Source organism: Vibrio bivalvicida, from assembly GCF_001399455.2.
Lineage (GTDB): Bacteria > Pseudomonadota > Gammaproteobacteria > Enterobacterales > Vibrionaceae > Vibrio > Vibrio bivalvicida.
In genome coordinates this window covers 393,374-413,456 of the sequence record NZ_LLEI02000021.1, presented here as the reverse complement: position 1 = coordinate 413,456, position 20,083 = coordinate 393,374, and the positions used below count along the sequence as shown (strand labels likewise).

Genomic DNA, 20,083 nt, shown 5'->3' with positions numbered 1-20,083 from the left:
GGGTAATGCCCGCTTTTTAATATACAAACCTTCCCTACCTCTAATAAATCAATAACGAGAAGTTTATGAAACGCAACCTATTAACCTACGCTATCGCCTGTACGATTGCTGCGTCTGGCGTTGCTTATGCCAAACATAACGTCAACCTAATCACGAATCCTAGCTTTGAAAACAAGGGGCTTGGCTGGGATTATTGGTTCGCCAATATCAAAAATGACTCGGCTTACCAAGGTCAATACCACGGCAGAATCGCAATGGGAACCAGTCATAGCATCAGCCAAACAATCACCATCTTAGAAACAGGATATTATGACCTGTCTGCCTATGTAGTCAGCCCTTCCACTGATGCCACAATGTCTATTATAAACCTTTACGATGAAGTTTTATTCAGTAAACCCGTAAAGAAAAGCAAAAAATATAAGCTGAATACGCTTAAACATATCGCGTTAGAGCGAGGCGAACAGATAAAAGTCTCACTAACTGGATCTGACAAAGGCGGCGTGAGTGTCGACAACGTAAGCTTAGTTAAAAGTAACAAAAACAAACCATTAAGCTTCAATCAAATCGTACAATTCAATGCAAGAGAGCAATCTAGCCTGACAAACGTCAACCGAAACAACAAACGCATTGAGTTTCAGGTGCCATACGGGACAGACTTGACCCAAGTTACTATCAGCAACCTTAAAATATCAGACGGTAGCGTTACTTCAATCAAAGAGGGAGACACTCTCGACTTTACTCACCCTATTAAAGTCAAGCTAACTGCAGAGGGCCACAAGCCAGAAAACTGGGTACTTATCGCCATAGAACAACCCAAGCAACTCGTTGTCACCTCTTCGAATGTAAAACTACAAGACTCTTTTTCGTGGGCAATGGATAAAACTGAACGGTTTGTAATGACAGGGCAACACGACCTAGTGAACCGAGATGAAAACAATAACGATGGTACCGGAACAGCTGATTACATCCCTTCTTATTGGGCGGGATATTTTGATCGAACCGCTTTTTACTCGCGTGACTTCTTGCATCAGGCAAGTGGAGCTAAGTTGGCGGGTCTAGATACTGAGAACTTCTCAATGTTTAAGACCTTTGCCAAGCACTCTACAGAGTCAAGAAAATGGTACACACTTTGGGCAGTGAACTTTGATGGCACACCCCACACTATCGATTACGTTGACGATTCTTGGTTTGTAAGAGAAGTACCAGCCCAATTCGAGTTTGTAGAAAAAGCTTGGCAGCAATACCTTTGGACAGGTGACAAACGCTATATCAAAGATTCAGACCTTTGGCAATTCTATACAAAAGTGCTAACTGACTATATCGCTCTTCACGACGACCAAGACCCCAATGGTATCGCGGAGGGGTATGGGGGGATATTCGAGGGTTCGGCAACCTATAATGAACGTGGTGAATTTCCAATTGAAGCCGGCGACGCTATTGGCTCTCAATATCAAGCTACCCTAGCCTACTCAAAAATGCTTGAAGCTCGCCAAGAATACAGTCAAGCGGCGGTTTGGAGTGAAAAAGCGCAACAGCTTAAAACCTATTTTAATCAAGAATGGAGTATAGCGGATCCCAACGAGCCACTAGGGAACTACGTCAACATTGTGCAAAAAGACGGTTTGCGTCTAAATGACTTTGGTAAAGAAAACAGCTGGTTTATGCCGATGAAACGCATTACTAATCCGGGTGAGCGCAATGACAAATATCTCGACTTTATCGCTGCTAACCTTGGCGATGGTATCGGCTCTACTCCTGAAGCACCGAACAACATCGAAGCCTATACCTACATCCCTGAGACGTACTTCCCTTATAATCGCAATGAAGAAGCTTGGAAGTGGATGCAATACATCATGGACAACAAGGACGAGCCGCACGAACGCCCGACTCAAGGAACGAACGGAGACTATCCTGAGCTATCATTCACCTTTATTTCCAACACCATTGAAGGACTAATGGGTATTAAGCCAAATGCATCTGAAGATCGAATCGTTACTGCTTCACATCTAACAGAAGACATTGAGTGGCTAGAAGCTAAACACTTAATCATGGGCGAGCATGAGCTTACCATTCGACATGAGGGGCTTGATCAAACAAGTGTGACCAACACTTCAGCTAATTCTCTCGAGTGGGAAGCTTGGTTCTATGGTGATTACTCGTCGTTAAAAGTTGATGGACAACCAACGGCAACTAACCAAAAAGACATCAACGGGCAATTGGTTAGCTATGTGGTTGTTAATGTAGAGGGGCACCAGCTCAGAACTGTCTCTAAATAACCCATGCAAGCGTGGCTCTCTTTTGATTAGAGAGCCAATTTTTGCTGTTGTTCAGGCTATTCTTCTTTGTCACTACTGCCACTCCGTTTAAACAATCCTTCCATTAACTCCATAGGCAGTGGAAAAGCGATGGTAGAGCTCTTCTCTCCTGCAATTTCCGTCAAAGTTTGCAAGTAACGTAGCAACATTGCATTAGGCTGAGTCGCCATCTTACTAGCGGCCTCTACTAACTTTTCTGACGCTTCCATCTCACCTGACGCGTGTATCACTTTCGCTCTTCTCGCGCGCTCGGCTTCTGCTTGTTTTGCTATTGCACGAATCATATTTTCATTGAGATCGACGTGTTTAATCTCCACGTCCGATACCTTAATCCCCCATCCATCAGAACGGGCATCGAGTATGGTCTGAATATCGGTATTAAGCATATCTCTATTCGCTAGCATCTCATCTAACTCATGCTGCCCAAGGACAGAACGTAATGTCGTTTGTGCAAGTTGAGACGTCGCCGCTAAATAATCCTCAACGTTGATGATCGCCTTTTGAGCGTCAACCACTCGAAAATAGATGACAGCGTTGACACGAACAGATACGTTGTCACGGCTAATAACATCTTGGCTAGGTACATCCATCACCACTGTCCGCATATCAACTTTAACGATTTGTTGAATTACGGGAATAACAATGATCAACCCGGGGCCTTTGACCATTTGAAAGCGTCCGAGGAAAAAAATGACGCCACGCTCGTATTCTCGCAACACGTGGAACATGCTGAACGCGACCATAAACACCAGTACCACAATCAGTACTGGAGTCAGCATGCCACTAGTGATTATTTGTTCCATCATAGTCACTTCCTTGCTGTTTCTTAATTTTTAAAATTAGGCCATCAATGGCCTCCACAATCACAACCTCTCCCTGACAAAACTGACCATCACCATGTGCGGCCCAACGCTCCCCTTCAACAAGGATATATCCGTCTGTGGTAAAGTGACTATCAACTACCGCCTGCCGACCAATAAGGTTCTCTATCCCGCTGACAACCTGACTTTTTCTTAGTTGCATTATTCTACGCAGTACAAATACGACAAGTGCAGCTGAAATCAATGCAATGGAGTAGATTAGATTTAGCGAAACCTGCAACTCCGGGAGATCGCTGTCGATAAGAAATATAGAACCCAGCACAAAGGCAATAACTCCACCGAAACCGAAAATACCAAAGCTAGGTATTAATGACTCAGCAACGAGCAGTCCGATACCAAGTAAGATCAAGCCAATTCCAACGTAGTTGACTGGTAACATTTGAAAAGCATAAGTCGCGATCAGTAGAGAAATAGCTCCGGTCACGCCAGCCACGCCGAACCCTGGGCTGTAGAACTCTAGCAATAGGCCATAGATACCTATCATCATCAATATATAGGCGATATTTGGATCTGTAATGGTAGAGAGAAATTGATGACGCCAATCGGGTGTCTTATATGCAAGCTCCGCTTCCGCAGTTGTTAGCGGGGTGTCCTCATCGTTTAAGTTAACCATCAGCCCATCAGACTTGATGAGTAATTGTTCTGGCGTGTCGGCAATCATGTTTATCACGTTTTGCTCTAATGCTTCACTAGATGAGAGAGTCGCCGCCTCACGAACCGCCTTTTCTGCCCATTCGGCGTTTCTGCCACGCAATTGGGCCAATGAACGAATGTAAGCAATCGAGTCGTTTAGCATTTTCTTCTCCATGGCCGAAGGCTCTTTCGGTGACTCATCTGTTGGCTGTGGGCTTGATCCTCCACCAATACTGACCGGGGTCGCAGCACCTAGTGTGGTTGCGGGTGCCATTGCGGCGATATGACATGCATACAGGAGAAAAGTGCCCGCACTCGCTGCACGTGCCCCCTGAGGGTGCACCAGACACAAGATAGGCACTTGGGAAGCGAGTATCGCTTGATTGATGTCTCTTAGGCTACTCACTAACCCACCAGGCGTATCAAGAGTAATGATCAGGGCAGACGTATTGATTAATTTATTAGCAAGTTTAATTTCTTCGATGACGTAGTCACCCACAGCAGGGCCGATTGCTCCACTGATCTTGACCACAGGAACCACCTTGGTCGCATTATGCGTGGGCTCACTTGAGCTCAAAACAGATGGTCCAGAAAACAGTGCAAGGCAAAACACAAGCACTTTGGTAACCCATGAGGACATCTAACTTTCCAGTTGGCTAGGTCTTCTATGAGTTTAGACTATATTTTCCCTTCTTATACCGACACTTGGGATACAGCTATAAGAAAAAAGGAGGACCGCAGCCCTCCTTCTATCTTGCATTTATGTTAATGCTTAACTGGCGTATAGCCATACTCTTCAATCAGCGCCTTCGCGTGACCGCTATTTAGGTAGTTGATGAATGACTTTAAATCTTCATTCATTTTTTCAGTCTCGTACAGCACTAGAAATGGGCGAGACAGCTGGTATTGCCCACTTGCTATGGTCTTCTTATTGGCTTCAACTCCGTCAAATTGGATCGCTTTGATAGAGCGGTCAACGGAACCCGTTGAAACAAAGCCAATCGCTTGTTTATTGTGGTTAACAATCGTCTTCACCATGCTGTTGCTATTTACCACTAAGTTATCTGGGTTGATGTCAGACACTAAGCGACTATTGATGATTTTTGTCAATCCCATCAAGCTTTCAAAGCTGTATCGCGATCCTGAGGATGCTTCACGCGTCACAACGGCAATCTTCTGATCGTGCCCCCCCAGTTGCTTCCAATTGGTAATTTTTCCTTTGTAAATGTCAAACAACTGCTCACGCGTCACATTTTGTATCGGGTTGGATTTGTTAACCACTACCGCTAATCCATCAAACGCAATAGGCTTTACCGTCAGAGACTCATCTTGCTCACTTTCAGTTAAGTAACGTGAGCTCATCCCTAGATCCGCAACTCCTTTTTTAACCAAGGTTATCCCTGCAGTAGAACCGACTCCCTGCACCGCTACAAAACCTTCAGGGTGACTACTGTTGTAATCTTCAGCTAGAACATCCATGACGCGAGCCACCGAAGTTGAACCAGAAACATTCACTTCTTTTGACAATACTGGCAATGAAAGCAGTGATGTAGACAAAAGTGCAGCCAAAGCGACACGAACCATAATAAACTCCCAACTGATACGACGACTGGTCAAATATCTAAATAAATATACAGCGCTATGTTATTGCGGTTAGATGACATTTTTGTGAAAACCTATGCAGACAATGAAATATCTTGTACATACTATGCTTAGGTTAGGGGAGTGTAACCTGTTACACAGATACTCATATTGTGAAGTGGGAACATCATGGGGCTAGTGAGTCTACTACAGCGTCAAGTCGAAAGCCGAGCGCAGCTAATATGTAAGCAACGTAATCAAAGCATGCCCGCAGAGTTAGGCAAGGCAAGTTTTGAAACCATGAACAATGGGGTAATTTTTATCAAGCAACACTTTCTGCTTGATTCGAGCCACTGCGATTACATGAACCCTATCGCGAAGGTCTCGTGGAACAGTGAGCTAAATCAGTGGCAGTTGTTCATACAGCAAGATTCAAGTACTGAGCAATGGATCCCATATCCTTATCTTGCACAAAGCAGCGATTTGACCGCGATCATGCGCGAAATTGATAAAGATCCAAAAGAGATGTTTTGGCAAGACTAGGAGAGTGCCCCCCCTCCTAGTGGTAGCGCTCTTGCTTAAAATTTATAGGTAGACCCTACATAGAAAGAACCCATTCCAAGTGTGTGTGAACTTGTCTTCTTGGTTAATGAATCTTCTACTTCCGCTTCAAATGCATCCACTTCGTAGCCTGCTCGAACTGCCCAACCGTCAAACATCGCAGGTGCGTACTCAAGGCCCAACCCTGCACGAACAGCAAAAGTACTTGAAGATTTGTTAACCAAATAGTTTGTCGCACCGGCATTTCGCACATCCCAGCTAACAATACCAGCACCGATAACGCCATAAGGTCTTAGACCATTATCAAAGGTGTAACCTAAGTTAGCCGCAACCATGAGAGATTCACTGTCCATCGTTAGAGCTTTGGTGTTAGACAATTTAGTGTTTGCTGTGCCGTATTTTGTATACTGTGCTTCAATCGCCGCAATTTGGTTAAACTGATAGCCACCAATCAGTTTAAACGAAGCACCATCTATCTCGGTTGAAGTTGTCCCATTAGTAACACTTTTACCAAATCCATCATCGTCGTAACTTGTATCACCAATACCTGCACCGATATAAAACCCTTCAACCTTCTGAGCGGCATAGGTTGGGAGTGAAATAAGAGCTGCCAGCAAAATAACCTTTTTCATAAATCTTACCTAATATTCCTTAGTGGATTGAATCGACTACAAAACTATAGGAATACTCAATAAGGGTCTTTACAATAAATGTACGGAATTGTCCGCGCTTTGTAATTGGCAATGCATATACTTCACCAACTCATTATTCACTCAATCAATCACCATCATTAACCAGGTATTAAAAAAGGCGCTCTGATGGCGCCTTTAAGTTCTCATCGAAACATACTATTCAGTTGGTGTCGCCGCTTCTTCTACGATTTTAACGTCTTCAAAGATTTGAGTCGGTTTGGCAACTAAACTACGCGTTTCTTGATTAACATCCGTTAGTACCACTTCGAGTACGTCACCCAAACGGTAAGTCACTTCTTTGTCGATAGAGACTGTCCCACTTTCACCGTTACACTCAAGACGCTCTTTGTTAGCAAGAATAAGCGTACCAGGGACAAACGCAGCGGCACCATTCTCAATTAGGCGAATACGCATGCCTGCACGGTTAATATCAAAGATCTCACCGTTGAACTTGGTCTCTTTCGCAGGCTCTTCAGCCAATGTACGCGCGTATAACCAATCACCTACATTACGCTCTGCAATTTTGTGGTGCTTACGGTGCAGCGCCAGCTCTTCACCAACAGTCTCATCAGCGATTTGAATAGGCTCTTTACCTAGGATGTGCGCTTTGAGCATACGGTGGTTGATCATGTCACCATACTTACGAATTGGCGAAGTCCACGTTGCATAGAGGTTAAGCCCCATTGCATAGTGTGGAAGTGGCTGGTTACCGATTTCACTGTAAGCTTGTGATTTACGAATTCGGTTATCAAGATACGAAGTTTCTTGGTTTGCCAACCAACGGCGAAGCGCTGCAAAACCTTCAAGTGTCGCAACAGAATCAACCGTGAATGGTAGCTCACCTTCAGGGTTAATCAGCGTAATGACATCTGCAACTTTCTCTGGTTTAAAGCCGGCATGAGTATTGAACACGCCGGAATTAAAGCTTGATTGCAGAGTTTTGCCCGCACAAATGTTTGCTGTAATCATTGCCTCTTCTACTAAGCGGTTAGAGCTACGACGCACGTCTGCATGAATAGCGACAACATCGTTATCTTCACTCAGTTCAAAACGGTAGTCTGGGCGATCTGGGAACACCACCGCGTTCTGTTCACGCCAATCTGCACGCGCTAAAGAGAAGTTATATAGGTCACGAACGATTTGTGCGATTTCTTCGTTTGGTTGCCACTCGGTTGATTCGCCATTTTCTAGCCAATCTGACACGTGATCATAAACAAGACGAGCGTGTGATTTAATGTTCGCAGCGAAGAACTTGATGTCATCAGCGATAACGCCGTCTTTAGCCACTGTTACCGTACAGCAAAGCGCTGGGCGCACTTCGTCTTGCATTAGCGAGCATAGCTCATCCGCTAGGTCACGAGGCAGCATAGGGATGTTGCGACCTGGTAGGTAAATCGTAAAGCCACGTTCACGCGCCACTTTATCCATTTCGCTATCTGGTGTGATGTAAGCCGTTGGATCAGCAATCGCAATCGTCAGCTCAAAATCACCAGATTCTGTTTTCTTAGCGTACAGTGCATCATCCATATCTTTGGTTGATGCGCCATCGATGGTTACGAATGGAACATGCGTCATATCAACACGTTCTAGATCCGCATCATCTTTGATCTCCCAGTTATCGATACCCGCAGGTTCGCTGTTAGGTAAATCATTTTGAGCCAGTGTTACCCACCAAGGCGCGATCTTATCATCGGTATCTGTGATCTTTTCGCTAATCTCAACGAAGAAGCCGTTATCACCCTTTAATGGGTGCTGCGTAAGATGAGCAACAACCCAATCGCCTTCTTTTAGATCATCGCTCTTGATCCCTTTGCGCGTCTTCGCCTTCAAAGATAACTTTTTAAGTTGAGGGTGATCTGGTGCCACGTTTAACTTGCCTTTAAACAGCTTAACGCGACCAATAAAACGGTGGACACCTTGTTCCAATAGCTCTTCTGGCTCTGCTTGCTCGCGCTCTTTCTCTGTACGGATGATCGCTTTCACTCTGTCACCATGCATACATTTTTTCATGTACGGAGGCGGAATGAAGTAGCTTGTCTTGCTATCGACTTCTAAAAAACCAAAGCCTTTTTCAGTCGCTTTGATCGTGCCTTCTTTTTTAGGCAAAGTTTCTTGGATTTGCTGCTTAAGTTGAGCCAGTAGAGGGTTATCTTGAAACATTTATATTGTTTTACCGAGTAAGTCACTAACCGAAAAATTGCGCCCACTATACCATTCAGCCCATGCCCCTGCTAGCTTAGAAGCATGACAATCTGGTGTTTCATGAACAATTCAAACAGTTAGCAATGAAAGAAGTTGACCATAATTCACCCTAACCAAGCGCTTAGGTGAACGAGATGTAGACAAAAATTCTCACATCAGGAAAAAATTGTGATGAAATTCAATTTTTTCTAGCTTTTTTTGTGCCTTTAGGGAATAATCCGCACCCTTATATTGATGCTACTAACTATGTGTTTATTGACATGCACTGCAATAATGAGCAAATAGTTAGCGGCATCGATATTCTTACGTCCCTAGTGGCTTGATGCGATTTACGACTTTTCCGCATCTGAACGGAATCAGCTCTCAACTGGATTGGTATTGGAATTGGTAGAGCTCGTGGGACCTTTTGTTGACATTATATAGTAGGATCCCAATGACAGATTCTGTAATTCAGTTTAGCGATCTAGCGCTTAACGACTCTATCCTTTCAGCTCTTGATGGTATGGGTTTTGTTTCACCAACTCCAATTCAGGCTGCTGCTATCCCGCACCTATTGGCTGGTAAAGACGCACTAGGTAAAGCTCAGACTGGTACTGGTAAAACAGCAGCTTTCTCTCTACCTCTTCTTAACAAGCTTGACCTTGCACAACGTAAGCCTCAAGCAATTGTTCTGGCGCCAACTCGCGAATTAGCAATTCAAGTAGCCGCTGAAGTCAAAAACCTTGGTAAGAACATCTCGGGCCTAAAAGTTCTTGAAATCTACGGTGGTGCATCTATCGTTGATCAAATGCGTGCTCTTAAGAGCGGTGCTCACATTGTTGTTGGTACACCTGGCCGTGTTCAAGATCTTATCAACCGTGACCGTCTACACCTTGACGAAGTACATACCTTTGTTCTTGATGAAGCCGATGAAATGCTAAATATGGGCTTCGTTGATGACGTAACTGAGATCATGGAGCACGCTCCTGAATCAGCACAACGCGTTCTATTCTCTGCAACTATGCCTCCTATGCTGAAAAGCATTGTTGAGCGTTTCCTGCGTGATCCAGAAACGGTTGACGTTGCAGGAAAAAACCACACAGTAGACAAAGTAGAGCAGCAGTTCTGGGTTGTTAAAGGCGTAGAAAAAGACGAAGCCATGTCTCGTATGCTTGAAACTGAAGAGACAGACGCTTCAATCGTATTCGTACGTACTCGTCAAGACACAGAACGTCTAGCCGATTGGTTAAGCGCACGTGGCTTTAAAGCATCTGCACTGCATGGCGACATTCCACAGTCTCTACGTGAGCGTACAGTTGATCACATCAAACAAGGTGTTATCGACATTCTAGTTGCAACTGACGTTGTAGCACGTGGACTTGACGTTCCACGCATTACACACGTATTTAACTACGATATTCCTTTCGATGTTGAGTCATACATCCACCGTATTGGCCGTACTGGCCGTGCAGGGCGCAAAGGTAAAGCGATCCTTTTGGTTCGTACTAACCAACTTCGTATGCTTCGCACTATTGAGCGCGTTACTAAATCATCAATGGAAGAGATCCAACTTCCGCACCGTGACAAGGTAGCAGAAGCTCGTCTAGAGAAACTAGGCGCTGAGCTAGAAACAGAGAAAGAACACAAATCACTAGAGAAATTCTCTGGGTTGGTTGAGAAACTACAAGAGTCACTAGAGCTAGACGCAGCGACACTTGCTGCTATCTTGCTTAAGCGCCAACAAGGTAAGCGCCCGCTATTCTACATTGGCGAAGATCCAATGATTGAAGCGATTGAGCGTGACAAGCAACGTCGTAAAGAACGTCGTGAAAATGGCCGTGATGGTGGAGCTCGCCGTGACTTTAACAGCCAGGACTGGGATACATACCAACTTCAGGTTGGTCGTGAGCAAGGCGTTCAGGTAAAAGACATTGTTGGTGCACTAGCTAACGAGCTAGGTTTAACTAAAGGCTCTATCGGTGCAATCAAACTTGCACAAGGCGAGACTTACGTTCAATTACCAAAAGCGATGTCTTCTGAGACGGCTGGTAAACTTCGTAAGCTACGTATTCGTCAGAAACAAGTTGATGCAGTAGTTTGTGACTTCAATGATTTCCGTGAACCGCGTCGTGATGGCGGTCGTGGCCGTGGTCGCGATGGTGCTCGTCGTGAAGGTGGTTACCGTGGAAACCGTGAAGGTAACGGCAATCGTGAAGGCGGATACCGAGGTAATCGCGAAGGCGGCCGTGATGGAAACCGTGAAGGTGGCCGTGGCCGTCGTGACGGCGAGCGTCGCTTTGATCGCAACCGTGGTGGTGATCACCGTGGTAACTACCGTGGCGAACGTGGTCATGGTCGTGGTAACCACAGCGAAGGTTAATCGCAACGCTAAGCGATATTAAGAATAATTAAGGAGCCAACTCGGCTCCTTTTTTGTTGCATCTGATATATTAGTCTCAGGTACAAAAAAACCACTTGGCGAACCAAGTGGTTTTCGTATTATTTGACTATTCGCTATCAGGTTTAGGCGGCGTCTTCTTCTTAGGAACAAATACGCTATCACCTACGGCAACATTCTGGTGGAAACTCTTATCACGCTTGACTGGTTTCTTTGCCACCTTCTTCGCTTTAGGCTTAGCTTTTTGCTCTGCATTGCCTTTATTGCGGTAGTCCGGTTTACGCGGCTTCAAACCTTTGAACTTACCTTTTAAACCTTCAAGCTCTGAGAAGCTAAGGTCTTGCTGTAAATATGCCTCAACGCGCTTGAAACTATCCCAGTCTTTTGGACCAACTAAAGAAGCCGCGTCACCTTTATTTCCTGCTCGGCCCGTACGGCCTACACGGTGAACATACTCTTCAGTGTGCTTAGGCATGTCAAAGTTAACAACGTGAGTCACATTAGCAATGTCGAGACCACGTGATGCAATATCCGTTGTGACCAAGATTTTGAACACTGCACGCTCAAACTGACTCATGATGGTGTTGCGTTGAGCTTGGTTTAAGCTACCACTTAGAGCAATCGCTTTTAGCTTCTTCTCATTAAGCTTTTCAGTTAAGCGCTCCGTATCAACACGCGTTGCGGTAAAGATGATCAACTGCTTGTATTCTGCTTCTTCTAGGATACGTTCTAGAATCGCTTCTTTATGATCAAGGTGATCACACAAATAGAATTTCTGAGTGATGTCTTTGTGTTCTTCACTTGCTGCACCAATTGCAATACGTTTTGGCGCATCAAGCATTTCAAATGCTATGTCATTCACTTCAGCATGATCTAGCGTTGCCGAAAACATTAGAGTTTGGCGACGACGGTGTTTTGCTGCATTGTGAATACGACGCAGTTCAGGAGCAAAACCAAGATCAAGCATGCGATCGGCTTCATCTAGCACTAACGTCTCTAAGCCATCAAGGAATAACGAGCGATGCTCTAAGTGATCGGCTAAACGACCCGGAGTCGCCACGATAAATTTAGGGTAGCGGCGCAATGCTTTCACTTGATCATTGAAGTTCTCTCCTCCAACAATCAGTGTCGCATCATAAGTTAAACCGCCGAGCATTGAACGCAACTCACCATAGACTTGCTTAGCAAGTTCACGAGTCGGTGCTAGGATGACAGCACGCGGATCTTTTGCAGAAAATGCTTTGTTTTTTAGTGACTTGTGCAGCATAGGCAAAACAAAAGCGAGCGTTTTACCAGAACCTGTTTTAGAAGAAGCCAACAGATCTTTGCCAGCAATGGCGACCGGAATGGCGCGTTGCTGGATTTCTGTCGCCTTCTTAAAGTCAAAATGCTTCAAGTTCTTAAGTAAGCGATTGTCTAAACCTAAATCTTTAAAGTGCAAAGTATTCTCCAATGGGTCACACAGCGTAGTTGATCCGGCTTTCGATTATGCCGAACAACACAAATTATAATAAAAACAGGCTATGATAACTGGATTCACCCAAAGAGGATAGAGATCACAGAAAATATTCTTATGCCTCCTCCATTAGATAGAGTGACTACAATACAGCGCTTACATCCATTGCTCTCACCAATGAGACGTAGCTCAACTAATTTGATAATTACTTAAATTCTTGGGTTTTTTTGACTTTTGCCTGCTTTAGCAAGTACAAAATTAGGGCTACACTGATTGACGTCACTATACGATAAAAAGGTATAGGACATATTATTGATACTTATTTATGTAAGGAGTTCTAACATGAACAAAATGTTGATCGCAGCTGCAGCATCTTCTGTTCTTCTACTAGCGGGTTGTGCGTCTGGTCCAGATGCAGCGACTACGGCAAAAATGGATGAGCTAAGCAATCAAGTAAGCCAACTAAGCCAAGACGTTCAAGCACTACAATCAGAAGTACGTAAGTCTGGTGATTCTGCAATGGCAGCACAAGAAGAAGCAGCTCGCGCCAACGAACGTATCGACAACATTGCTCAGTCTTACACTAAGTAATCACGTCTTCTAAAAGAAAGGGTCTGCATGCAGACCCTTTCTTTTATTCTTAATTGACTAGTGTCGGAGCAACAATTTCAACTGGCACTCCATTCTGCGCCAATATTGCAGCCCTTGCTTTTACATCTGATTGGTCGAACTCCTCTAGCCACCAACTCAGTTCTAGTGGCATCTCTAGTTGCTTCTTTACACCATCGCTACGAGTTAATGGTTCGTGTGCTTCCAGAAACACGCTACGATCAGGTTCGAGAGCAACCTTAATTGGCTCATTGATTACAGCGACTTTTTCACCAAGCTTAACCTGTGGGAACAACCACTCAATGTCTTTTGGTTCCATGCGAATACACCCAGAGCTGACCCGCAGACCGATCCCAAAATCTTTGTTCGTGCCATGGATAAGATAATCCCCTACCCCGTGGGCCAAACGCAGTGCGTATTCACCCAATGGATTGTCAGGCCCCGCTGGCACCACGGCAGGTAGCTCAATACCTTTCGCTAGGTAATCTTTACGGATAGAAACAGGCGGAGTCCATGTTGGGTTTGGGCGCTTTTGGCTAATAGTGGTTTCCATTTCGGGCGTATCTCGCCCTACCCGACCAATCCCAACAGGGAAAATATGAACTTTGTTCAATTCGGGTTCAAAATAGTAGAGCCGTAGCTCTGCTAAATTAATCACAATACCCTCGCGCTCAACATTAGGTAGTATGATTTGAGTCGGAATAGTCAGCACATAGTCCGTTTGTGGCAAAAAGGGGTCCACGCCTTTGTTTGCCGCCATAAGTGACAGAAAGCCAACATCATATTGCTTTGCAATGTTAGCGAGTGTCTCCCCTTCTTGTACCTGATGATACTGGGTTCGACCAACAATGCTGCTTTCTTCAACTGGCAACTCATAGGTTGCGGCAAACAAAGGTGAACTAACACAACACAGAAATGCGAGAAACTTACGCACCATTTAAACTTCCTTGGCTTCTTTATATAAACTTAAGGTTATCGCTCTTTCGGTCTTGTGATCAACTATCGGTTCAGGATATGACAAAGCTTTAGCATAGCTCCACTTCCAAGGTTGATGGATAAACTTGCTAGGTACATCTTTGAGCTCTGGAATCCACCGAAGAACAAACACCCCGTCAGGGTCAAACCTTTTCCCTTGGGTTATGGGATTAAAGATTCTAAAATAAGGTTGACCGTCACACCCCGTAGACGCACACCATTGCCAGCCACCATTATTGGCCGGATAGTCCCCATCAACAAGTTTGGACATGAAATATTGTTCACCAATCCGCCAGTCAACGTGCAGATCTTTGATCAAAAAGCTCGCTACTATCATTCTCAGACGGTTGTGCATCCAACCAGTCTCATTGAGCTGGCGCATTGCCGCATCTATGATAGGGTAACCTGTGTTACCACTCTTCCAAGCCTCAATAGCTTCGATGGCGTTTACCCAAGTTAAATGGTCTCCCCAAGAAACGAAACTCTTCCCTTTCGAGAGTTTTGGCTCGAAATAAGAAAGGTGCTGATAGAATTCTCGCCAGATAAGCTCGCTTTGCCAAACTTCCCGTCCTCCAGTTAGAGGAAGGGGTTGGGCATATATCAATCTCGCCATACACTGTCTGACTGAAAGCGCTCCAATTGCCAAAAAGGGTGATAGTACGCTTGTTCCATCAATCGCAGGAAAATCTCGATTGGAGTGATAATCGTCAGCCTTAGTACGGCTAAAGTCTCTTAAAGCATGGATTATCTTCTCGGTTTCCACTGTGTATCTATTGCTCGATAGTCTTGGATAGTCAAATCGGCACTGACTTGAAAACTCAGTCACTAATCCCGATTCTAACCTTCCTGTTGAGCCCATCGGAGTGACTTTATCTACCGAAACAGATTGGTGATACATTTGCTTTAGGTAGGCACGTTTAAACGGTGTAAATACCTTAAAATAGGAATCTTGTTTGTTAATCACACTACCAGGCTTAAGTAAGCATTTATCGTCAAAGCTTTTACACGCTATCCCCTCTAGTTGAAGAAGTTCAGACAATAAAGTATCTCTCGAGCGTTCATTCACTTGATACTCTTTATTGTAATATACGCTACTTGCACCTTCTTTAACTGCTACGGCAGCCACTAATCGGGCAGCGTCTTTAAACGAATCGGTTTGCGTGTAATAAAGGGGAATATTGTTTTTGTTTAAGTCAATTTGTAGCTCAAACAAACGGCGATAAATAAAGTCAGCTTGAATTGGTGCTAGTGATTGCTCCTTCCAGGTCTGTGGGGTAGCGACGTAGAGTGCGACAACCGGTGCACCACTCTTACAAGCTTGAATCAGGGCTGTATTGTCTTCAACACGTAGATCCCTTCGCAACCAGACAATTTTCATGGCTAAATTTTACTCTTCAACCAAATCTGAAAGCAGCACCTGTCCAGAGAATGATGATTTTACTCTTTCAATTATGGCTGCTTGCCCTGTGGTAGCTGGACGTGAACTATAGATAGCGATCGCAGTGTAAGCAGCTAACCCTTCATTCTCGACTAAGCCAGATAGGTCTTCTACTCCATCGATAATGACTAATTTATTACCTGATTCCGATAGTTTTAATGCCCAAAGGCGTGCATAAACGTCGCTTACATTATCGTAGTTTATAAATAGGCATTTCCCGGCTTTAGTCGCCTTATTTTCAGCCTCAATCATCGAATTGATTTTCGCGACAAATATCGAATTCATTAGCCCCTTTTGCAATGCACGAAGACCAATTCGTACAACGGATAATGCTTTCTCTACTGGCCTAACAAACTGCGTTTGTACAATATCCAATGGATACTCTTTAAAAACAGTCGCGACAATGGAGTCAGCTTTACCTTTATTTAGATCAGCCAGCGCTTGTAAGAACGCATTCACTTCGACTAATTGTTCGTTGGCAAGGTATATATCCCCTTTACTCGGCTCATTAGACTCTAGTACGCCTTTTACCTTGCCGATTGGAACACCTTTACTCAGCCACCCTTGTATCTCACCAATTAACGCAATATCTTCATCAGAATACAAACGATGGCCTTTCTCAGTTCGTTGTGGTTGAACCAAATTGTATCGACGCTGCCATGCCCTTAAGGTGACAGGTTTAATGCCAGTAATCTCTGAAACTTCCCGGATGGCATATAGTTTTTTCTCACAGCCCATATCTTAAACGTAACTCCTGTGGGTATGGTTCTAAATAGGCTTGCTTAGCCAGATAACTATCCGGATGAGCTGATAAATAGTGCTTTATAAGTGTTAATGGTGCAAGCAGAGGAAGAAGGCCGACGCGGTAATCATCGATGATTTGTCTCAACTCTTGCTTTTGAGTCTTATCTAAATTGCGCTTGAAGTAACCTTGAATGTGCATCAGTACATTGGTGTTGTTTTTTCGGCTTGCTCTATAACTTATCGCCTCCATCAAGCCTTCTCTATAGAGAAAATAGAAATCTTTTATATGGTGTTTCTTCGCGTTGGCGACCAACTGACCAAGTTCTTTATAAGATGCAGGGTGATGGGCCATTAGGGTCAATTTATAGCGAGAATGAAATGCAACGATTTTTCCTCGAGTTGGTTCATCACCGATAGAATCGTAAAAATCTCTGAGTGTATAAATACGAGTAATAAAGTTCTCTTTCAGCACGGGATCGTTCAGCCTGCCATCCTCCTCTACAGGGAGCCAAGGCATTGCTTTGATCAGCTCATTGGTATACAAGCCTACACCTACATTCTCTGCGCTGTTCTTTCTGTATACTTTCACCCGCTCCATGCCACACGTTGGGGATTTAGCACATACGATATAACCACATAATTCCTCACGCTCCAGCTCTGCTACTTTATGCTTCGAGTAGTCGACCACAGTCTGGGTATGCTCTTTGGTTTGGTCTTTAGTTTCAACCAAAGCGATTCGGTCCTCGTTAGACATCAATCGTATGGTTGGTCTTGGTACAGGCATTCCCGAGCCCACTTCAGGACAAACAGGGACAAATTCAAAGTAGGGAGTCAACTCCTTGGTAACAAACTTGCTGATCTTGTGGCCTGAGTCAAAGCGAACACGCTCGCCTAAAACACAAGAACTGATCCCAATTTTAATCTGCTGTCGCTTCATTTTAGTTCCTTGCCCAGCCATGCTGTACAAAAGCATTTATTGTGTAAGAATTAGCACAATACTCGAATGATATACAAATAAATCATTTGTATAACGTGTAAAAGACTTACGAGATTAAAGGCATTTTGGTTCACTGAATGAAGCAAACGTTTTTACAAATCGATTGCTCAACCACTTTCAACAAATTTAGTTATCAATGAGCAACAAAAGCATCAAATACCCACCTTTTGTGACATACTTCTCACGGAGCATTGGCAGATATAGCTAGTATTGCCTCAACAGATTTTTCAAAATCAACATAATTAGTAATCAGCAGTTTGAATTACTAATATTTTTTGGAGTAATAACTATGGCAACCCCACACATTAATGCACAACCAGGTGATTTCGCTGAAACAGTACTTATGCCAGGTGACCCACTACGCGCTAAATACATCGCGGAAACTTTCCTAGATGATGTGAAGCAAGTATGTGACGTTCGCAATATGTTCGGCTACACAGGTACTTACAAGGGTAAGAAAGTGTCTGTTATGGGCCACGGTATGGGTATTCCTTCATGCTGCATCTACGTTCACGAGCTAATTGCTGAATACGGTGTGAAAAACGTGATTCGTGTAGGTAGTTGTGGGGCAGTACGTGACGACGTAAAACTAATGGACGTTGTTATCGGTATGGGTGCTTCTACTGACTCTAAAGTAAACCGTATCCGTTTCAACAATCACGACTTCGCAGCAATCGCTGACTACGGTCTACTAGAAGAAGCTGTTAGCCAAGCGCGCGCTCAAGAAGTTCCGGTAAAAGTGGGGAACGTATTCTCTGCTGACCTTTTCTACACTCCTGAAGCAGACATCTTTGAGAAAATGGAAAAGCTCGGCATCCTAGGCGTAGACATGGAAGCAGCAGGTATCTATGGTGTAGCGGCCGATCTTGGCGCTAAAGCGCTGACGATCCTAACGGTATCTGACCATATCATCCGTGGCGAGAAACTAAGCTCTGAAGAGCGCCAGAAGTCATTTAATGACATGATGAAAGTAGCACTAGAAACTGCAATCAACATCTAATTCCATTTTTTTAGCCACTGAACCTAGGTTTGGTGGCCCGAATAATCCCGAGGGGGAGATAGTGACAGCCGGCCAACTGCCAAAAGAAGCGAACGGGTTACAGCTCAACTTTTGTAAAACATTGGCGTGTGACAACTTTGGATTGAGTGATGCACATCGTTACGTTGTGCAGCATGCTAACCCTAAGCGACCTGCGATGGTATGTCGGGAATGTGGCGCTTTCCCCCCCTTACTTAATAACCAAGAAGTTCTCAATGAGCTTCACCGACTTCGTCAACTTCACAGTGATGGCCTTCCTGCTTGTCGTAATGACGAATGCGATAATTTTGGTTTATCTGTCCACACCCACAAACACCTCTATCATGCGTTCGGATACAGCGGCGATCGTCAGCGCTACCGCTGCAAATGCTGCCAATCTACGTTCGTCGACAAATGGTCTGGTGCCAACAAAAAATTACAATTTCAAGAAAACCTCCTTGGTTTGCTTTTTATGGGCTACTCAGTACGCGAGATATGCCGCAAATTAGAAATCAACCCAAAGACGTTTTATGATCACCTTGATCATATTGCGAGTCGTTGCCGTCGTAAACTTGCCATGTTTGACGCTCGCTGGGTCAACCATGCGGCGAGTTATGAACTGGCTTCGTTTTATGTTCCTTTGCAACCAAAAAGCAATAATGGCGTGTTATGGATGGCTACGGGTGAAGCACACAGTGGCTACATTCTTTGCCAGCATGTGAACTACTCAGCAACAGAAGAACCTAAAGGCGATACCGATCACGACCCTTATCAATATCCGGCTCGCTTTGTCTCCCGCGATCACTCTTCTGAAGCAAATATGCCCGCTCCGACACCCTCGCCCATTTTAAGGGAACGAATCGATCAGCAATACCAAACGATTCTTGCTCGGGGAAATGTTGAAGATCCTATGGGCAACCTTACGGTTTTTAACTATCCGTCCAAAGGTGCTTTGATTCGCCCACCATACACCTCATACGCGCACTTCCTGCATGTACTCGATTTATGCCAAGACGAACGTCAAGTATCGATCTATTTGCCGCAAGATCCTGTTTTGCGTTCTGCAGCGCTTAGTGTCTGTTTGCCGCGTATTTTGCGTCAAAATATCGACCTTATGTATGTGGAAGAAGATTACGAATGGAACGAAGACAATGCCATCGACAAGGTCGATATAGTTCATATGGGCTGGTGGCGAGATCGCTGGGCCATTGCTTCTGCCAACAATTATTCAAAGGGCATCTGCTATCTTGCAGGTAAAAATAACCAACCAAAACAATGGTTACGCAGCGCTTCTATTCGACGCACTCAGTTTTATCAGGCGCGATTTCAAACCTTATTCGAAAGCTTTGTCAATGAGCCTAGACGCAAACTGCGCCCTGGGGGCCTAATGCCAATGCTAGATATTTTCCGCGCTTGGCATAATTTGTGCTACCAAGATAAAACGGGAAAGACAGCCGCCCAGAATTTAGAGATTACTCAATCACCTTTGACTCTGCGCGAGCTACTTTCATAATTATTAGTATTGTGACGGGCACCGTTAATCAACACGCGTTTTAGTACTTTTAGTGGAGTTTAGCGTATCGCTATTCATATAATGAAATATA

16 protein-coding genes are annotated in these 20,083 nt (G+C 44.4%); 6 read left to right on the top strand and 10 right to left on the bottom strand.

Translation table 11 applies throughout. The features are described from left to right. Positions 1 to 65 precede the first annotated feature (65 nt). Positions 66 to 2,276, top strand: coding sequence for a glucosidase family protein (locus APB76_RS07105; protein WP_054960976.1), 2,211 nt, complete (start codon positions 66 to 68; stop codon positions 2,274 to 2,276). 56 nt (positions 2,277 to 2,332) lie between these two features. Here APB76_RS07105 and APB76_RS07100 read toward each other — a convergent pair whose 3' ends face one another. The 3 genes from APB76_RS07100 to APB76_RS07090 all read right to left on the bottom strand — a co-directional run bounded on the left by APB76_RS07100 (position 2,333) and on the right by APB76_RS07090 (position 5,413). Continuing rightward, entirely contained in the window at positions 2,333 to 3,121 is a 789-nt protein-coding gene (locus tag APB76_RS07100; protein ID WP_054960977.1) for a slipin family protein, read from the bottom strand. Next, entirely contained in the window at positions 3,099 to 4,469 is a 1,371-nt protein-coding gene (locus APB76_RS07095; RefSeq protein WP_054960978.1) for an NfeD family protein, read from the bottom strand. The genes APB76_RS07100 and APB76_RS07095 overlap by 23 nt, the downstream gene beginning before the upstream one ends. Positions 4,470 to 4,594: 125 nt before the next feature. After that, positions 4,595 to 5,413, bottom strand: a complete 819-nt coding sequence (locus tag APB76_RS07090; RefSeq protein WP_054960979.1) for a phosphate ABC transporter substrate-binding protein — start codon at positions 5,411 to 5,413, stop codon at positions 4,595 to 4,597. A gap of 186 nt (positions 5,414 to 5,599) precedes the next feature. Here APB76_RS07090 and APB76_RS07085 point away from each other — a divergent pair, with 186 nt between their 5' ends. After that, positions 5,600 to 5,953, top strand: coding sequence for a DUF3024 domain-containing protein (locus APB76_RS07085; RefSeq protein ID WP_049844822.1), 354 nt, complete (start codon positions 5,600 to 5,602; stop codon positions 5,951 to 5,953). Between the two features lie 35 nt (positions 5,954 to 5,988). Here the strand turns inward: APB76_RS07085 and APB76_RS07080 are convergent, their stop codons facing one another. Both APB76_RS07080 and rnb read right to left on the bottom strand, forming a co-directional pair. After that, positions 5,989 to 6,603 carry a porin family protein gene (locus APB76_RS07080; protein WP_054960980.1) on the bottom strand — a complete coding sequence of 205 codons (615 nt, stop codon included), beginning with the start codon at positions 6,601 to 6,603 and terminating at the stop codon, positions 5,989 to 5,991. Between the two features lie 216 nt (positions 6,604 to 6,819). Next, the gene (gene rnb, locus APB76_RS07075; protein ID WP_054960981.1) at positions 6,820 to 8,823 is read right to left on the bottom strand and encodes an exoribonuclease II; all 2,004 of its coding nucleotides are present in this window, start codon (positions 8,821 to 8,823) and stop codon (positions 6,820 to 6,822) included. Between the two features lie 475 nt (positions 8,824 to 9,298). Here rnb and APB76_RS07070 point away from each other — a divergent pair, with 475 nt between their 5' ends. Continuing rightward, positions 9,299 to 11,224: a DEAD/DEAH box helicase gene (locus APB76_RS07070; protein WP_054960982.1), complete on the top strand. Its 1,926-nt coding sequence runs from the start codon at positions 9,299 to 9,301 to the stop codon at positions 11,222 to 11,224. A 127-nt stretch (positions 11,225 to 11,351) separates the two neighbouring features. Here the strand turns inward: APB76_RS07070 and APB76_RS07065 are convergent, their stop codons facing one another. Beyond that, positions 11,352 to 12,695, bottom strand: a complete 1,344-nt coding sequence (locus APB76_RS07065; RefSeq protein WP_054960983.1) for a DEAD/DEAH box helicase — start codon at positions 12,693 to 12,695, stop codon at positions 11,352 to 11,354. 345 nt (positions 12,696 to 13,040) lie between these two features. Between APB76_RS07065 and APB76_RS07060 the strand changes: the two genes are divergently transcribed. Next, positions 13,041 to 13,289, top strand: coding sequence for an Lpp/OprI family alanine-zipper lipoprotein (locus tag APB76_RS07060; protein ID WP_049844817.1), 249 nt, complete (start codon positions 13,041 to 13,043; stop codon positions 13,287 to 13,289). A 49-nt stretch (positions 13,290 to 13,338) separates the two neighbouring features. Here the strand turns inward: APB76_RS07060 and APB76_RS07055 are convergent, their stop codons facing one another. Genes APB76_RS07055 through APB76_RS07040 form a run of 4 tightly spaced genes read right to left on the bottom strand, consistent with a single transcriptional unit; the run spans position 13,339 to position 17,401 of the window. Then, on the bottom strand, positions 13,339 to 14,244 hold the full coding sequence (locus tag APB76_RS07055; RefSeq protein WP_054960984.1) for a L,D-transpeptidase family protein: 906 nt from the start codon (positions 14,242 to 14,244) through the stop codon (positions 13,339 to 13,341). Further along, positions 14,245 to 15,660 carry a deoxyribodipyrimidine photo-lyase gene (gene phrB / locus APB76_RS07050; protein WP_054960985.1) on the bottom strand — a complete coding sequence of 472 codons (1,416 nt, stop codon included), beginning with the start codon at positions 15,658 to 15,660 and terminating at the stop codon, positions 14,245 to 14,247. 9 nt (positions 15,661 to 15,669) lie between these two features. Next, positions 15,670 to 16,458, bottom strand: a complete 789-nt coding sequence (locus APB76_RS07045; protein ID WP_054960986.1) for a MerR family transcriptional regulator — start codon at positions 16,456 to 16,458, stop codon at positions 15,670 to 15,672. Continuing rightward, complete coding sequence (locus tag APB76_RS07040; protein WP_082880282.1) at positions 16,448 to 17,401, bottom strand: YbgA family protein; 954 nt, start codon at positions 17,399 to 17,401, stop codon at positions 16,448 to 16,450. The genes APB76_RS07045 and APB76_RS07040 overlap by 11 nt, the downstream gene beginning before the upstream one ends. Positions 17,402 to 17,750: 349 nt before the next feature. On the opposite strand from APB76_RS07040, the gene deoD reads away from it, so the two are divergent. Further along, positions 17,751 to 18,461 (top strand): purine-nucleoside phosphorylase, encoded by a 711-nt coding sequence (gene deoD, locus APB76_RS07035; RefSeq protein WP_049844812.1) that lies wholly within the window; start codon positions 17,751 to 17,753, stop codon positions 18,459 to 18,461. A gap of 61 nt (positions 18,462 to 18,522) precedes the next feature. Then, positions 18,523 to 19,992, top strand: a complete 1,470-nt coding sequence (locus APB76_RS07030) for a hypothetical protein (protein ID WP_054960988.1) — start codon at positions 18,523 to 18,525, stop codon at positions 19,990 to 19,992. Positions 19,993 to 20,083: the final 91 nt, after the last annotated feature.

What these genes read in the sequence shown, in the direction of transcription:
- APB76_RS07090 (WP_054960979.1), bottom strand. Translation starts at nt 5,413, where the DNA reads ATGGTTCGTGTCGCTTTGGCTGCACTTTTGTCTACATCACTGCTTTCA.
- rnb (WP_054960981.1), bottom strand. Translation starts at nt 8,823, where the DNA reads ATGTTTCAAGATAACCCTCTACTGGCTCAACTTAAGCAGCAAATCCAA.
- deoD (WP_049844812.1), top strand. Translation starts at nt 17,751, where the DNA reads ATGGCAACCCCACACATTAATGCACAACCAGGTGATTTCGCTGAAACA.
- phrB (WP_054960985.1), bottom strand. Translation starts at nt 15,660, where the DNA reads ATGAAAATTGTCTGGTTGCGAAGGGATCTACGTGTTGAAGACAATACA.
- APB76_RS07100 (WP_054960977.1), bottom strand. Translation starts at nt 3,121, where the DNA reads ATGATGGAACAAATAATCACTAGTGGCATGCTGACTCCAGTACTGATT.
- APB76_RS07085 (WP_049844822.1), top strand. Translation starts at nt 5,600, where the DNA reads ATGGGGCTAGTGAGTCTACTACAGCGTCAAGTCGAAAGCCGAGCGCAG.
- APB76_RS07055 (WP_054960984.1), bottom strand. Translation starts at nt 14,244, where the DNA reads ATGGTGCGTAAGTTTCTCGCATTTCTGTGTTGTGTTAGTTCACCTTTG.
- APB76_RS07045 (WP_054960986.1), bottom strand. Translation starts at nt 16,458, where the DNA reads ATGGGCTGTGAGAAAAAACTATATGCCATCCGGGAAGTTTCAGAGATT.
- APB76_RS07040 (WP_082880282.1), bottom strand. Translation starts at nt 17,401, where the DNA reads ATGAAGCGACAGCAGATTAAAATTGGGATCAGTTCTTGTGTTTTAGGC.
- APB76_RS07070 (WP_054960982.1), top strand. Translation starts at nt 9,299, where the DNA reads ATGACAGATTCTGTAATTCAGTTTAGCGATCTAGCGCTTAACGACTCT.
- APB76_RS07060 (WP_049844817.1), top strand. Translation starts at nt 13,041, where the DNA reads ATGAACAAAATGTTGATCGCAGCTGCAGCATCTTCTGTTCTTCTACTA.
- APB76_RS07080 (WP_054960980.1), bottom strand. Translation starts at nt 6,603, where the DNA reads ATGAAAAAGGTTATTTTGCTGGCAGCTCTTATTTCACTCCCAACCTAT.
- APB76_RS07105 (WP_054960976.1), top strand. Translation starts at nt 66, where the DNA reads ATGAAACGCAACCTATTAACCTACGCTATCGCCTGTACGATTGCTGCG.
- APB76_RS07095 (WP_054960978.1), bottom strand. Translation starts at nt 4,469, where the DNA reads ATGTCCTCATGGGTTACCAAAGTGCTTGTGTTTTGCCTTGCACTGTTT.